The organism is Woodsholea maritima DSM 17123 (genome assembly GCF_000382325.1).
GTDB lineage: Bacteria > Pseudomonadota > Alphaproteobacteria > Caulobacterales > Maricaulaceae > Woodsholea > Woodsholea maritima.
In genome coordinates, this window is record NZ_KB908056.1 from 907019 (window position 1) to 921822 (window position 14804).

Here is a 14804-nt window from a genome sequence, read left to right on the forward strand (position 1 = left end):
GACACACTGAAGAACAATAATGGGGAGAGCGATATGCAGCCATCACACTGGGCCCAAATGGGCCTCAGCCTAAGCTTAGGTCTAGGTCTGGGTCTGAGCCTCAGCGCCAGCACACTGGGCCAAAGCCCCTCCACTGAAGTTGAGCGGATTTACGCCATTCGCGATGCGGTATCGCCCGATCGCATTGAAAGCGATATCCGCACCCTGGTGGGCTTTGGCACGCGCCATACCTTATCAGATACTACATCTGATACACGCGGGATCGGCGCGGCGCGGCGCTGGATCTATGAAGAATTTCAACGCATTTCTGCCGATTGCGGGGACTGTCTGGACGTGATGTATGTCAGCGATACCATCTCTGGCGAAACCCGCATTCCTGATCCCGTCGAAGTCGTCTCAGTCATCGCCATTCAACGCGGAACGCTGGACCCTGATCGCTATGTGATCATGAGCGGCGATATTGATAGCCGGGTCAGCGATGTTATGAACGCCACTTCGGATTCGCCCGGGGCCAATGATAATGCCAGCGGCGTTGCCGGCACGTTAGAAGCCGCGCGCGTGCTCAGCCAGCATCAATTCGCCGGCAGCATCGTCTATGCCGCCCTTTCCGGCGAAGAACAGGGCCTCTTCGGCGGTAAAATCCTCGCTGACTACGCCCTAGACAACAATTGGCGGGTCAAGGCCGTCCTCAATAACGATATGATCGGTAATATCGAAGGCATTGACGGGGTGATTGAAAATTCCACCATCCGTGTTTTCTCCGAAGGGACCCGGCCCACCGAAACCCCTGAAGAGGCCCGCCTTCGCCGTTTTACCGGAGGTGAAGTGGATTCGCCCTCGCGCAATCTTGCCCGCTTTATTGACCGAACGGCGGATCAATATTTTCCCAATCTGGATGTGATGATGGTCTATCGCCTGGACCGCTTTCGGCGCGGCGGTCATCACCGGCCCTTCAATGATGTCGGCATGCCGGGCGTGCGTCTGATGGAAACCCACGAGCATTATGATCGTCAGCATCAGGATTTACGTACCGAGGCGGGCCGTCCCTATGGCGATGTCATTGAGGGCGTCAATTTCGCCTATGCGGCCAAGGCCACTGCGTTGAACGCGGCAAGTCTTGCCCTGATGGCCGGGGCCCCGCCTTTCCCCGCTGGGGTTGAGATTGAAGGCGCAGTCAGCCCGGATACGACTTTACGCTGGACCCGGCCTGAGGGGCGTTCCGCCGACAATCTCGCCGGATATCGCCTCTATTGGCGCCTCACCGATGCGCCGCAATGGACAAACAGCCGCTGGGTCGGGAATGTCAGCGAATACACCCTGGAAAATGTCGTCATCGACAATTACTTCTTCGGGGTCGCCGCCGTTGCCCAGGATGGATCTGAAACCCCTGTGGTCTTCCCCGGTCCCGCCGGATCCTTCGGCGAATAAGTCTAACCCACAAAACCAAGCGGGCGGGCAATGGCCTGCCCCTTGGCTTTGGCGCGCCGGTTCGACAGTGCTTCAGCGATATGGATCCGGCGCACGCTTTCGCCCCCCTCCAGATCGGCCAATGTTCGCGCCACACGCAGCACCCGGTGATAGCCGCGCGCACTTAAGCCCATATGCTGGGCGGCCTGGTTGAGAAGCTGCGCCCCCGCCTCATCAGGGCGCGCATAACGATCAAGAAGATCACCTGAAAGCTGCGCATTCAAACAACCGCGCTCATCCTGTATCGCACGGGCTGCGAGCACACGCGCCGCCACCTCGGCCGTGCCTTCCGCGCTGGGCGGAAGGGCCAAATCCGCCGCTGTCACGGGGGGGATATCAAGCTGTAAATCAATCCGGTCCATCAAAGGCCCCGATACACGCGCCTGATAAGTCTCGGCACATTTGGCCCCGCGTGCGCACGCCTCGCCATTTTCACCAGCCCACCCACACCGACAAGGGTTCATCGCCGCGATGAGCTGAAACCGTGCCGGATAGCTGAACCGGCCATTGGCGCGCGCAATGACGGCCTGTCCGCTCTCTAAAGGTTGGCGCAGGGAATCAAGGACTTGCGGATGAAACTCCGGCAATTCATCCAAGAATAACACACCATTATGGGCAAGGGACACCTCACCGGGGCGTATCCGATTCCCCCCACCGACCAAAGCCGCCATCGAGGCAGAATGGTGCGGGGCACGAAACGGGCGTTGGCGGGTGAGACGGCCCTGATCTAATAATCCGGCTACGGATTGAATGGTCGAGACGTCCAGTAATTCCTGTGCGGATAAAGGCGGCAAAATCCCCGGCAAACGTTCAGCCAACATAGATTTTCCAGCCCCGGGAGGGCCGACGAAAAGCAGATTATGCCCGCCTGCCGCCGCGATTTCCAAGGCCCGCTTAGCGGTTTCCTGACCGCGCACATCGCGTAAATCTTTATAGACTGCACCTTCAATCATATCGCCAGGTACGGGCCGGGTCAGAACCTGACGGCCCTTGAAGTGATTGACCAATTGAATGAGCGAGGCGGGGGCCAACAGCCCGACATCCCCGCCAGCCCAGGCCGCCTCTGCCCCGCCTTTGGCCCCACAGATAAACCCATAGCCTTGGCCATGAGCCAGCATCGCCCCAGGCAATAATCCGGGTACGGGCGCGATTGACCCGTCAAGCCCCAACTCCCCCATCGCCAGCCATTCCTGCGCCGCTTCAGGGGGGAGAACCCCCATCGCCGCCATTAAACCGATCGCGATGGGAAGGTCGTAATGGCTGCCTTCTTTAGGCCGATCAGCGGGGGCAAGATTGATGATCACCCGCTTACTGGGGATGGCCAGTCCAATGGCGGCAAAAGCGGCGCGCACCCGTTCACGGCTTTCACCTACGGCCTTGTCAGCGAGGCCAACAATGATGAAGGCGGGCGTGCCCCCGGTCAGCTGGACCTGGACTTGAACGGGATGGGCCTGCGCCCCTTCAAAAGATGCCGTATAGGTGCATGCACTCATCTCGCCCCCTCAAAATGAATCGACTCATCGAATCCAGATTCACCTTAACTATGTTCACGACCTTTTCCACACGCCCTATTTGGAACGTCCGATCAAATCAAGAACATAGATAGAACGTGCAACAGGCGTATGTCAACACCTGTGAGGGGAAAAAGAGATATGTGGATAAATCTAGAGTTTGTGGTTAACACAATCCCAGAAAATCTGCGCGGTATCGACACCGGAGAAGCGTTTAAGCTCCTGCACGCCCGTCGGCGAGGTCGAATTGATTTCGGTCAGCTTATCGCCGATCACATCAATGCCGACAAGCACCAATCCACGTTTTTTCAGCTCTGGACCAATCGCCGCGCAAATGGCCTTATCAGAAGGGGTGAGGTCACTGACCTCGGCCACGCCGCCGACATGCATGTTCGAGCGGGTTTCGCCCTTTTGCGGCACACGGTTGATCGCGCCCACTGGTTCGCCATCAATCAAGATGATGCGCTTATCCCCGGCGCTGACGGCGGGTAAAAAGGCTTGGGCGATAATCGGCTCGCGATTGCGTTCTTGGAACATCTCAACCAGAGCGTTGAAATTGCTATCGCCCTCTTTCAGGCGAAACACCCCGGCCCCGCCATTACCGTAAAGCGGCTTAAGGATAATATCCTTATACTGATCACGGAAAGCTTTCAGATCTTCCGCTGAGCGCGCAATCATGGTCGGGGGAATAATCTCAGGGAAGAGCAGCGGCAGAAGTTTTTCCGGTGAAGAGCGCACCCATTCAGGGTCATTGAGCACCAAGGTCTGACCCTTTAGAAGCTCCAAAATATGCGCCGCCGTCAGATAGGCCATGTCAAAGGGCGGATCCTGGCGCATCAGGACAACATCCACATCCGTCGCGAGATCCAGCTCCACGCGCTCGCCCACAATCGCAGGCTCGCCCTCAACGCGCTGCACCGTGACCGATTGCGCGCGGGCCATCACTCGGCCTTCACGCCAGCTTAGATGGTGGGGCTGATAAGTCCAAAGCGTATAGCCACGCGCCTGAGCCGCCTCCATCAGTGCGAAGGTCGTATCGCCATGAATATTCACCTGTTCAACGGGGTCCATCTGGACGGCGATACGAAGGCTCATGGATCAATCCTTTTTAGTCGCGTAGAAAGTCTGCGCGTGAATTAGATGGGATTACACATTTCGGCGCGGCGTGCCCCGCGTAAGGGGGTTTGATCGCTTTCATCACCCGCACGCACATACACCACAACCCGCTCTACCCCATCGACGAGGGAGGCATGTTGCGCCGCGCGTTCGCGTTCATCCGCGGTGCGGGCATAGCCCAACAGATAGACGACGCCATTACGGGTTTCGACATTATAATTGACGCTGCGTACCGCGCTATCGGCGAGCAAGCTGGCACGCACACGCTGGCTAAGCCAGGCATCGCGCGCGCGGTCACCCACGGCGCTGGCCCCTTCGCCGACGGTGATTTCATTGGCGACCTGACGCACTGAGGGCGCACTCCAGGCCAGGCATTCAGCATAAATGCGCGCGCTGGTTTCACTGACCTGACCGGTTAGCAGCGCCACACCTTCGGTGACCTCGACATCAACCCCGCTCAGCGCATGCTCTTCAGAGCGCAGCATGGAGGATTTAATGCTAATCGAAGCGTTCTGGTCATCAAGCTCTCGTCCGACCGAGCGACCCGGCTGCACCGAGGCGCAGGCGCTCAAACTCAAACCCAGTAAGGCCAGAACTAACAGGCGGTGAACGATTTTCATGACCCTTATGTCTCCGATTGAGGCACATCAATGATGTGGGCAATTTGCCCGCAAAAACTAGATGAGATCTGTATTAAACGCATGATCGCCCTCAAACGCTGCACGCCAATGACAGATCCATAGGCCCTGCACCACACCGCACACATCAAAACGCATCAGCTGATCTGTGCCATATCCACGCCGGGCGCGCCACTGGGCCGCCGCGCGGATCAAGCGATTTTGATAAGAGGGGTGAAACCGCGTGAGGATTTGAGCGCGCGAGCGCCCGGCTTTCACCTCGATAAAGCACAGCCATGGACCCTTTTTGGCCACCAAATCCAACTCGCACGCGGGCAGACGCACGCGTCGATCTAAAATCTGATAGCCTTTTAGGGTTAAATAGACACTGACCCAAAGCTCCGCCCAGCGCCCTAATGCCTCCGCCCAGATCCGCTTGGCCCGCGCCATATCAGGCCTTTAGCTCCAAGGCCCGCTGATAGAGATCGCGCTTTTTAAGACCTGACAGCTTGGCGACTTGGGCCGCAGCCCCGGACGGGCCTTGATCGCGCAGAGCGTCAAGGAGGGCCGCATCTATGCGGGCACTATCCCAGTCCTGCTCGCCCTCTATAGGGGGAGCGACCAAGAGCACAATCTCCCCCTTGGGATTACCTTCAGCCTCATAATGATCGGCAAGCTCAGGTAATGTGCCCCGGCGCGCTTCTTCATAAAGCTTGGTGAGTTCACGCGCGATTACGCCCTGGCGCGCACCAAAGACACTGGCCGCATCGCCAAGGCTGGCTTTTAGACGCTGCGGGGCTTCATACAGGATCAAAGTCGCATCAATGCCTTTTAGATCCTCAAACCAGCGCAATCGCTGTTGATGCTTATTCGGGGGAAAGCCCGCAAACATAAAGCGATCGGAGGGAAGGCCCGAGATACATAATCCGGCCAAAGCCGCGCTCGCCCCGGGCAAGGGACTGACCATCAAACCTTCCTCAATCACCGCGCGCGCCAGCTTAAATCCCGGATCAGAGACCAGCGGCGTTCCCGCATCGGTGACCAGCACCAATCGCTCGCCCCCCTTAATGGCGGCCAACAGGCTGGGGCGTAGACTTTCGGCATTATGCTCATGATAGGCTTGCAGATGGGCCTTAATGCCATACGCGTCCAAAAGCCGCCGAGTTTGGCGCGTATCCTCAGCCAGGATGCGGTCCGCATTCGCCAAAGCATCCAAAACCCGCAAAGTAATATCGCGTAAATTGCCGATCGGGGTCGCCGCGAGATAGAGGCCCGGGTCGAAACGTTGGACTTTTCGTGTCAAATCGCGCCACGTGGCGTCAGCCAAGGCTTGCCCCGGCTCGCTTAGACGGCTAGCTTCGCGCTCATCACATTCAGGTTCCGCTGGGGATAGATCTGGATGGGGCTCTTGAGAAGGGCGCTCTGGGGAGGAGTTTGAAATGGTCATGACGCTGTTGTCGCGCGCCTTGCGCGTTTCGCCAAGTCCAAAGCTCGGTTCTTTAAAAACTCTGACCGGTTTATCGCTGGGCCTCGTCCTGTTAAGCGCTTGTACCACCACCGATACGCCCGGTCCTGTGGTCGCGCCCCCGCCCGTCTCCCCCGTCACCGGACCTGCGCCAGAGCCTGTAACCCTGCCCGTTGACCTGACCCAGCCCACCTATACGCCCGCCCATATGCGCGGTCGTGGAGATTTAATCCGCGTCGGCGTTCTGCTTCCCTTCTCCGCCACCCAAGCTGCCGCCCGCGCCGAAGCCACGCAAATCCTGCATGCTGCTGAACTGGCCTTGTTTGAACGCGGCTCGGATACGCTGCTGCTGCTGCCTAAAGATACCTCCGGCACCCGTGAGGGCGCACGTGGCGCCGCCGAAGCGGTTATCGCCGATGGGGCCGACCTGATCATCGGGCCGCTTTTTGCCGACGCCGTAGAGGGCGCGGCCAGTATTGCGCGTCAAGAGGGCGTGGCGATGATTGCCTTCTCCACCGATGAGCGGATTGCGGGTAATGGCGTCTACCTTCTCAGCTTCCCTCCGGCAGAAGAAGTGCGGCGCATTGTCGATTATGCCGCCGATCAAGGTGCCGAGCGGTTTGCCTTTATCGGTCCGGCAAACCAATATGGTCAGGCCGTGGCGCGCGCCTATCAAGACGCGATTGATATTCATGCCGGTAATTTTGGCTATGATGGCGATCCCGCTACGCTCAGCTATGAAACCGAAGTCGTCACCCCAGATCCAGAAAACCCCGGCGCGTTTATCACTGAAACCATCACGGTGCCCCGCACGCCTGCGCGTTTGGTGGCGGAGGAATATTATTCCGGCGGTATTCAGGCGATGACCGATGCGGCCCGCCGTCTAGCGCGCCTGGGCGTTACCCCGATTGATTCCATCCGCGCCTCGGCGATGACCGGGCGCGATTGGCGACCCGATCCACAATCGCCCTTCCAGGTCGTTTTGCTGCCTGAAGGCGGGGATAATCTGCGCATGCTGGCGCCCGTTCTGCTCTATCAGGATATTGACCCCCTAAAGATCAAATTCTTAGGGACGGGGCTTTGGAATAATAGCGCGACTTTGCGTGAACCCGCGCTGGCCAATGGCTGGTTTGCCGGGCCGGATCCGCGCGCGCGCAGCCGGTTTGAAAGCGTTTATAATGACAGTTTCGCTCGCACGCCTTCTCGCCTGTCGGGTCTCGGCTATGATGCGATCTCTCTGGCCAATCTGATCGCCCGGATGCCGGGTCAATTTGAAGCGACCAATTTCGAAAACCCTGAAGGCTTTATTGGGGTTGATGGCCTGTTCCGCTTCCGCCCCGATGGTACGATTGAACGCGCCATGGCTGTCTATACGGTGCGCGGTGGGGAATTACGGGTGTTAGAACCTGCGCAAGAGCGTTTCACAACCCCTGTTCAGATGTATCAGGCTTTAGAGCCCACCTCTCCCAGTCAGGATCAAGATGATCGCCTGGATATCGGCGGGGATAATTTTTAGGCCCTAATCCCCAGCCGGGGCCAATTCCATCGCCAGGCGATCGGCATAAAGCCGACCCTGGGGTGTGAGGCGGACGGTTTCATCCTGATCGATCAAGAGTTTCTGGGCAATAAACCGCGCCAAAGCCTCCGGATCCACATCATGGCCCGTTGCCGCGCGCAAACTCGCCCGGTTCAGCCCTTCTTTTAGCCGTAGCCCCATCAAGATCCGCTCTTGGGCATCTTCCAAAGCCGTCACCGCTTCAAATGTCTGGCTAGGCCCTTTGATATAGCCGCCCGGCGTCAAAACCGCGCTTGCGCCCTGGCGTCCACCGTATAGTGGCCGACCCCAGCGTGAATGCGCCCCCGGCCCGATGCCAATCCAATCGGCCCCCGTCCAGTAAAGCTGATTATGGCGTGAGCGCTGATCATCACCGCGCGCATGATTGGAAATCTCATACGCCGCCAACCCATGGGCTGCGCCCAGATCCTGGGTTAAGGTGAACATGTCGGCCGTTAAATCATCATCGGCGGGCACGATCGCGCCACGTTCCGCCTTCTTGGTGAAGGCCGTCCCCGGTTCATAGGTCAGCTGATAGCACGAATAATGGCCCAGCCCCCAAGACAGCGCCTCTTGCCACTCGCCTTGCCAATCGCGCAAGCTTTGCCCGGGGCGCGCATAAATGAAATCGGCCGAAACCCGCTCAAACAGGCTCTGCGCGGTCTCCACCGCCTTGATCGCCGCTGCGCGGCCATGATCACGGCCCAGCACGTTGAGATCATGATCATTAAGGGCCTGAATGCCGATGGACAGGCGCTCTACCCCAGCGGCTTTGATCCCGGCAAAGCGCGCCACTTCCATGGGATTAGCCTCTAACCCAATCTCTGCGCCCGCGACCAAACCAAAAAGATCATCCGCCGCGGCGATGATCCGCGCGATATCCTCAGGCTCCATCAAGGACGGGGTGCCTCCGCCAAAATGCAGGCTGACAAGGCGGCGCGGGCCCAACCGCTCACGCCAGGCTTTCAGATCGGCCAGCATCGCCGCGACCAGCGGCGCACTCTCAGCCCCGCGCGCGCGATAGACATTAAAGTCGCAATACGGACAGATCCGCGCGCAATAGGGCCAGTGAATATAAAGACCGAGCGGGCTGGTCATGCGCCGAATACATCCTCAACCAACAGCTTAAAGGCATGGGCGCGGTGGCTCATCGCATGTTTATGCGCCGGGTCCATCTCGCCAAAGGTGAGATCATAGCCTGTGGGCACAAACATCGGATCATAGCCAAACCCGTTCTGACCGCGCATCGGCCACACCAATTGACCTTCGACAAAGCCTTCATAAACCCGCACGCCCCCATCGGGGTGGGCCAAGGCCAAGGCACAGACAAAACGCGCAGACCAATCGGTGGCATTTTTTTCAATCAAAGCGGCATGAACTTTTTCCATCGCGCGATTGAAATCGCGCGGCTCCCCGGCCCAGCGCGCCGAGTAAATCCCCGGATCGCCACCTAAGGCTTTGACTTCCAATCCAGAATCGTCCGCCAGCGCCACATGACCACTGCCCTTGGCCCCGGCCTCAGCTTTTAGAACCGCATTGCCGATGAAAGTTTTTGCAGTTTCTTCAGGCTCATCCAATCCGGCCTCATATGCGCCGATCGCATGGAGATTATAGGGCGCGATCAGATCGCCTATCTCCCTGATTTTTCCCGTATTATGGCTGGCGATGACCCAGGTCTTAGCCCCTGTAAACAGTGCGTTTTCCCCGCGGTGATGATGCATGTTTTATTGCCTTTCGGAAAATTAATATCGTTTTTCGATATTTTTTTGTTGCAAAACGATCTGAGGCCCGCTACATACAAACTCATGAGGCGGGCAAGACACCGTCCACATAAAACAAACCGGCAAAGACCGGAAGATAAATTGGTTGATCGAGAACACTAGAAACTAGGAGAGTAAAATGGTCAGGTCTCACAATAATGCAAACACCTTTTGGGCTGCTGCGATGAATACGGCTCTATTGGTTGTTGTCATGGTTGGTATGGGCGTCTCCCTCGCCTCTACATTAGCTTAAAACTCCCCTCTGGTGAAAACAAACGGGCAAAGCCCACACCAGAAACACTCAGTAACAAAGAAAACCGGAATAATCCGGATTTGGTTGATCACGATAAGACGGTAGGACTTAAAACAATGACGAACTTTGTAAACATGAACCTGAACACTGTATTGGCAACGGTTATCAATGTCGCCTTGGTCGGTGTCGTCATCGCAGGTATGGGCGCGTCGCTCGCTTCCACCCTGGCCTAGATGAGCGCATTATGGCTCGGTATTCGCACCTTGGCGGGTGAGGAAAAGACAGATAAAACCATCTTTACCGCCAAGGTCCTTCGCGACCAGTCATAAAGGGTCAAAGACCCATAAGGGGATCATATGAACACGCTGGGACCGGGATCGCTGACCGCCATCTTAAAGGTGCTCCTGGATATCGTAGCCTTTATTCTATGGGTCCTTTTAGGCGGGGCCAGCCTGATCATGGTCTTCATTATGGTCGCTGGCGTTTATCGTACCTTTGGTATTGGTCCAGAACTGCCCCAGGCATTGTTGAACTTCCTTCAGCTGGGTGTGGTCTTGGCTTTACCTATGGCGATTACGGCCATTGTTGTGTTCACCTTCGTGGTGGATCGCCTGCGCCGAGTTTGCCGCACTTTGGTCAAGGGGGATCCCTTTGTGCCTGAGAATGCCGGACATTTGCGTTCCATTGCGATTGCCATCGCGATTTACCAATTGATCCGTTACGCCGCCCATGGCGCGATTTCTCTGGCCTATACCCTGTTTGGCCGCCCTGTAGAATCCGGCATGAATTTAGAGCCCCACTTTACGTTAAATCTGGGCGCTTGGTTCGCTGTCATCGCACTGTTAGTGCTCTCTGAAGTCTTTCGTGAAGGCGCACGCCTTCGTGATGAACAACAATTTACGATCTAGGGAGGACGAAGCGCATGGCAATCCGCGTCACCCTGGACCGTATGCTGCTAGAGCGGCGTATGTCACTGACGGAATTATGTGATCGCGTTGGCATTACGATGGCCAATCTGTCGATCCTGAAAACCGGCAAAGCCAAAGCCATCCGCTTTTCAACGCTGGATGCTTTGTGCCGCGAGTTAAAATGCCAGCCCGCAGATTTGCTGGCCTGGACTGAAGAAGACGAAAACTACGACGATTAGGCGCATCGCAATTTTTTAGATGCGCCCTACATAGACCTTCAAGAGGGTCCAAGGCGCATCCCCCCGATCGCGCTGTGACAGCCCCCCTCTTGAACATGCGGCGGCAAGAGCGTGATCTGATAAGATGGTCACCAGCCCGGAGCTTTACGCGATCGCCCAATCGCCACGGCTAAATCCGGACCCGGCTCTCCCCTTTGCCCGCTGGACAACAAGGCCGAACCTCCCCCTCACAGGAGGACGAGATTAAGCCTTGCCGCCGCTTTTTTCTCTTAAAGGCCTAAAACCGCGCGCTGTTTTTGCGCCAGATCATTGACGCCCTTGCGCGCCAGACCAAAGAGTGCGCTAAACTGATCTTCGCTCATCGGCTTATCTTCTGCGGTGGCTTGAATCTCAACAATCCCACCCGTAGCGGTCAGAACGAAATTGGCATCGGTCTCTGCAGCGCTATCTTCGACATATTCCAGATCGAGGCGCGCTTCGCCCTCAACTATGCCGCAGGAAACCGCCGCCAGCTGGCTGTGGATTGGGCATGTTTCCAGAAGACCTTCTTCGATCAGATAGTTTGTCGCCTGCTTCAGCGCGATCCAGGCCCCGGTAATGGCGGCTGTACGCGTACCGCCATCGGCCTGCAAGACATCACAATCAATGGTGATTTGACGCTCACCGAGCGCACCCAGATCAATGACCGCGCGCAAGGACCGCCCAATCAGACGCTGAATTTCCTGGGTCCGGCCCGAGGGCTTGCCCGAATGCACTTCACGCCGGGTGCGCTGATGGGTTGCGCGCGGCAACATCGCATATTCCGCCGTCACCCAGCCTTTGCCCGAGCCCCGCATCCAACGCGGCAGGTCATTTTCAACACTGGCCGTGCACAACACCCGCGTATTGCCAAAGACCGCCAGGCAAGAGCCTTCCGCATAGGGCGCAGCGCCCAATTCAAATGAGACCGGACGCAAGCCATCTAAAGCACGATTATCGGGGCGCATGGGAATTCCTTTCGTTACACTGCCCGGCTTGGTAAGGCTATTTTCGTCAAGGGCAAGGGGGCATAGCCGCAAAGCACCCAAAAAATGCCCGGCCAAACGCGAACGCCTGACCGGGCCTAAGATGTATGACATAAGGTTCGGGCAGAACCAACTCGGTATTGATTTAGAACTCTAAGCGCGCATTCAGCGTAAAGGCACGGCCCCCCCGTTCGAATTGCGTCAAGTCATCGCGCGCTGCAATCCCGGCGACACTGGGATATTCGACATAGGCCGTATCGAAGAGATTATGGACCCCAGCGCGTAGGCTTAACCGCTCCACCGGCTGCCAATGCGTGGTTAAATCCACCACCGCCCAGGCCTCGCTATCCTGCCAGCCCTGTTCGATCTTCTGCATATCATCGGCCCAGCGGGTGACGATCTCCCCGCCCCACTTCTGCGCCTGATAGCCCACGCCCAGCGTGCCATTAACGGGCAAAATCGTGGTCAGATACACATCACTGCTTTGGTCTTCACCCGTCTGCCAGGCAATATTACCAAAGGCATTAAAGCCGCGGCCCAGATCGGCTTCAAAACTGGCTTCAACCCCTTGGATCGTGACCGCATCAATATTGCGGTATTTGAAGATCGAAACCACCGAACCGGGGAAGTAAGGACTTGGCTCTTCACCCACCCGTTCGACATCAATAAAGTCTTCGTAATCGGTATAATAGGCCGATAGGCTCAAGCGCGCACGGGCAGTTTCACGGCGCAGACCAATTTCATAGGAGCGACTGGTTTCCGGGCTTAAATCATCCGATGGAATGACTTTATAGCCATAGATCGAGTTGTCGTGATAAATATAGGCCAAATCATAGGGTGGTACTTTAAAGCCTTCCCCATATTGCGCGAACACACTGATGCCGGGACGCCAATCATAAACAAGACCCAGATTAGGAGAGAGACGATTTTCACTGATCTCTTCAAACTGCGCTGCCGTGCCGGGCAGATCATTATTCGGCTCTAACTTATAATAATCCCAACGCGCACCGGGGGTCAGCCTTAGGCGGCCTTGCATAAAGCTCAATTCATCAAAGACATAGGCCCCGATGCGCAGCGTATCATTCTCCGGGAAGGGCCGAATGGTTTCATCTTTAATCACCGCCCCGGCCTGAACGCGGTAATCGGTTGTGGTGCGCCAGCTCTTTGTAGTTTCAATGTCCAGACCATAGCCCAGAATTTGCGGGATTGAAGTCGCAAAATCCTTGGTAAATGACGACACAAAGCCAAAGGTTTCCTGGCGATAGGTATTATAATCCCACATGTCCCGCGTGCCTTTATAGGGCGTATAGGGACTATCAATCGTCAGCTGCATATATTGTTCGTTATATTGCTCTGAGAGTTGCGCATAGAGGCTGATGCTGGCGTAATCAAAGAACCGTGTTTCACGCTCAGAGCCATAGCTGATCTTGAAGGCTGAGCTTTCTTTCTCCTCCGCGCTGGTGCGCTGGGTAATGTCATAGCCGGGCAGGTTCTGCCATTGGCCATGATTGACCTGACCTGAATCTGGGCGATCAACGTCTTGGGTGAAATACTCCGCCGACAGATCAAGATGATCGCCATTGGTGAAATTATAGCGGGTCTTTAAAAGCCCTGAATGTGAGGTGATGTCCAACGCGGCCTGTCGATCGGAATGGTTTTTATACTCACCGCCATCACGATAGGTATAGATGCCCAGGGTCTCGAAATTGCCCGTACGGATTGCACCGGTAAAGCCTGCGTTATATTCATCACTGCGCGAGGTGAAACCTGCGCGCACGCTGGCATAATGATCACGGTCTACCAGATAGTCACTCGCGTCTTTCGTGGTGAAGATCACCACCCCGCCCAAGGCGTCCGCCCCATAAAGCGAGGACACCGCGCCCTTAGCGACTTCGACCTGTTTCAGATTTTCAGTATCAATAAAGCCGCGCCCGACAATGTCATTAAGACCACTGGCCCCATAGCCTTCATTCAGGCGCATGCCGTCCTTGATCATCAAAATGCGATCACCGCCCATACCGCGTACACGTATATTCTGCGCCTCACCCACATCGCCCGTGACATAAAGGCTAGGGTCGCGATCAAAAAGCTCGCTCATATTCGTAACCAGCTGGGTCTCAATATCCTCAGCCGTAAGCACGCTGATCGAGCCTGCGACATCGCTTAAGGTCTGATCCATACGCCGACCCGTCACCAGAATAATGTCCTCTGGCGGTAAATTAGCCTCACGCGCGGCGACCTCAGCCGAGCCGTCCGTTGCCCAGCCTTGCGCACTGATCATCACACTCATAAGCGCTGAACCCAGCCCTAATACAGATTTATACCCCATTCCCCGCTCCATTGCAAATGCGTTTCAGAATCATTATTAGGCTATAGCCATTATGCAAATCATTCGCAAACGCATTTTCACTAGGGTCTTTTAGGATACAAAAAAGCGCAACGCTCTCCAGAGAGCCTTGCGCTTGGATACACCTCAAAAACTTGAGGGGCTTAAATCCCGCCTACCACGCTCAATGCCGCCAAGGGCACAAAGAAGCTCCATTGCGGATGATGAGCAAATTTACGCTTCATCGCCGCGTTCATCACGATACCAAAGACAACGAAGGTCAGGCTAAACGCGCCCGCGACCCACCCCAAAAGACTCAAAGTTGGATAGAACGCGGCAAGGGCGAACATCACGGCAATACCGGCCAATTCCAAAGTGACGATATGCCAGCAATAATAGCTGGTATATTTGGGCACGCCGCGTAAATCCGCATCCAGCAAGGGGCGCGCAACTTCTTTTCCGCCTAAAATCAAGTGGGTTAAGGTGATCAATACGGCTAAGCCCGCCGCCAGCGCTAAATAAATATTCAATTTTCCCCCCGTTCAGAAATTTCTGATTATGTTAGCGGGCATTCTCACCGTGT

General features: G+C 56.4%; 14 protein-coding genes. 4 read left to right on the top strand and 10 right to left on the bottom strand.

Annotation, left to right across the window (positions count from 1 at the left end):
- The first annotated feature begins 33 nt into the window (after positions 1-33).
- Positions 34-1428, top strand: coding sequence for a M28 family metallopeptidase (locus H151_RS0104245; RefSeq protein WP_019960398.1), 1395 nt, complete (start codon positions 34-36; stop codon positions 1426-1428).
- A gap of 2 nt (positions 1429-1430) precedes the next feature.
- Here H151_RS0104245 and H151_RS0104250 read toward each other — a convergent pair whose 3' ends face one another.
- The 5 genes from H151_RS0104250 to rsmI all read right to left on the bottom strand — a co-directional run bounded on the left by H151_RS0104250 (position 1431) and on the right by rsmI (position 6158).
- Positions 1431-2960 carry a YifB family Mg chelatase-like AAA ATPase gene (locus H151_RS0104250; RefSeq protein WP_019960399.1) on the bottom strand — a complete coding sequence of 510 codons (1530 nt, stop codon included), beginning with the start codon at positions 2958-2960 and terminating at the stop codon, positions 1431-1433.
- 171 nt (positions 2961-3131) lie between these two features.
- A complete protein-coding gene (gshB, locus tag H151_RS0104255) occupies positions 3132-4073 on the bottom strand; it encodes a glutathione synthase (protein WP_019960400.1) in 942 nt (313 codons plus the stop codon).
- Between the two features lie 41 nt (positions 4074-4114).
- Positions 4115-4714, bottom strand: coding sequence for a BON domain-containing protein (locus tag H151_RS0104260; RefSeq protein WP_019960401.1), 600 nt, complete (start codon positions 4712-4714; stop codon positions 4115-4117).
- Between the two features lie 57 nt (positions 4715-4771).
- Positions 4772-5161, bottom strand: a complete 390-nt coding sequence (locus H151_RS0104265) for a YraN family protein (RefSeq protein ID WP_019960402.1) — start codon at positions 5159-5161, stop codon at positions 4772-4774.
- Between the two features lies 1 nt (position 5162).
- Positions 5163-6158: a 16S rRNA (cytidine(1402)-2'-O)-methyltransferase gene (gene rsmI / locus H151_RS0104270; protein WP_019960403.1), complete on the bottom strand. Its 996-nt coding sequence runs from the start codon at positions 6156-6158 to the stop codon at positions 5163-5165.
- Here rsmI and H151_RS0104275 point away from each other — a divergent pair.
- Positions 6151-7692, top strand: coding sequence for a penicillin-binding protein activator (locus H151_RS0104275; protein ID WP_019960404.1), 1542 nt, complete (start codon positions 6151-6153; stop codon positions 7690-7692). The two genes, rsmI and H151_RS0104275, sit on opposite strands and share 8 nt — an antisense overlap.
- A gap of 3 nt (positions 7693-7695) precedes the next feature.
- Here the strand turns inward: H151_RS0104275 and hemW are convergent, their stop codons facing one another.
- Both hemW and rdgB read right to left on the bottom strand, forming a co-directional pair.
- On the bottom strand, positions 7696-8829 hold the full coding sequence (gene hemW / locus H151_RS0104280; RefSeq protein WP_019960405.1) for a radical SAM family heme chaperone HemW: 1134 nt from the start codon (positions 8827-8829) through the stop codon (positions 7696-7698).
- Entirely contained in the window at positions 8826-9452 is a 627-nt protein-coding gene (rdgB, locus tag H151_RS0104285; protein WP_019960406.1) for an RdgB/HAM1 family non-canonical purine NTP pyrophosphatase, read from the bottom strand. The genes hemW and rdgB overlap by 4 nt, the downstream gene beginning before the upstream one ends.
- A 648-nt stretch (positions 9453-10100) precedes the next feature.
- Here rdgB and H151_RS0104300 point away from each other — a divergent pair.
- On the top strand, positions 10101-10652 hold the full coding sequence (locus H151_RS0104300) for a DUF2975 domain-containing protein (protein ID WP_019960409.1): 552 nt from the start codon (positions 10101-10103) through the stop codon (positions 10650-10652).
- 14 nt (positions 10653-10666) lie between these two features.
- A complete protein-coding gene (locus H151_RS0104305; protein ID WP_019960410.1) occupies positions 10667-10891 on the top strand; it encodes a helix-turn-helix domain-containing protein in 225 nt (74 codons plus the stop codon).
- Positions 10892-11160: 269 nt separating this feature from the next.
- On the opposite strand, the gene rph is transcribed toward H151_RS0104305, so the two are convergent.
- The 3 genes from rph to H151_RS15430 all read right to left on the bottom strand — a co-directional run bounded on the left by rph (position 11161) and on the right by H151_RS15430 (position 14751).
- The gene (rph, locus tag H151_RS0104310) at positions 11161-11877 is read right to left on the bottom strand and encodes a ribonuclease PH (RefSeq protein ID WP_019960411.1); all 717 of its coding nucleotides are present in this window, start codon (positions 11875-11877) and stop codon (positions 11161-11163) included.
- 163 nt (positions 11878-12040) lie between these two features.
- On the bottom strand, positions 12041-14224 hold the full coding sequence (locus H151_RS0104315; protein ID WP_019960412.1) for a TonB-dependent hemoglobin/transferrin/lactoferrin family receptor: 2184 nt from the start codon (positions 14222-14224) through the stop codon (positions 12041-12043).
- Positions 14225-14385: 161 nt separating this feature from the next.
- Positions 14386-14751 carry a hypothetical protein gene (locus H151_RS15430; protein ID WP_019960413.1) on the bottom strand — a complete coding sequence of 122 codons (366 nt, stop codon included), beginning with the start codon at positions 14749-14751 and terminating at the stop codon, positions 14386-14388.
- Positions 14752-14804: the final 53 nt, after the last annotated feature.

Coding starts and splice junctions, on each gene's coding strand:
- H151_RS0104245 (WP_019960398.1), top strand. CDS start 34: ATGCAGCCATCACACTGGGCCCAAATGGGCCTCAGCCTAAGCTTAGGT.
- H151_RS0104250 (WP_019960399.1), bottom strand. CDS start 2,960: ATGAGTGCATGCACCTATACGGCATCTTTTGAAGGGGCGCAGGCCCAT.
- gshB (WP_019960400.1), bottom strand. CDS start 4,073: ATGAGCCTTCGTATCGCCGTCCAGATGGACCCCGTTGAACAGGTGAAT.
- H151_RS0104260 (WP_019960401.1), bottom strand. CDS start 4,714: ATGAAAATCGTTCACCGCCTGTTAGTTCTGGCCTTACTGGGTTTGAGT.
- H151_RS0104265 (WP_019960402.1), bottom strand. CDS start 5,161: ATGGCGCGGGCCAAGCGGATCTGGGCGGAGGCATTAGGGCGCTGGGCG.
- H151_RS0104275 (WP_019960404.1), top strand. CDS start 6,151: ATGGTCATGACGCTGTTGTCGCGCGCCTTGCGCGTTTCGCCAAGTCCA.
- rsmI (WP_019960403.1), bottom strand. CDS start 6,158: ATGACCATTTCAAACTCCTCCCCAGAGCGCCCTTCTCAAGAGCCCCAT.
- hemW (WP_019960405.1), bottom strand. CDS start 8,829: ATGACCAGCCCGCTCGGTCTTTATATTCACTGGCCCTATTGCGCGCGG.
- rdgB (WP_019960406.1), bottom strand. CDS start 9,452: ATGCATCATCACCGCGGGGAAAACGCACTGTTTACAGGGGCTAAGACC.
- H151_RS0104300 (WP_019960409.1), top strand. CDS start 10,101: ATGAACACGCTGGGACCGGGATCGCTGACCGCCATCTTAAAGGTGCTC.
- H151_RS0104305 (WP_019960410.1), top strand. CDS start 10,667: ATGGCAATCCGCGTCACCCTGGACCGTATGCTGCTAGAGCGGCGTATG.
- rph (WP_019960411.1), bottom strand. CDS start 11,877: ATGCGCCCCGATAATCGTGCTTTAGATGGCTTGCGTCCGGTCTCATTT.
- H151_RS0104315 (WP_019960412.1), bottom strand. CDS start 14,224: ATGGGGTATAAATCTGTATTAGGGCTGGGTTCAGCGCTTATGAGTGTG.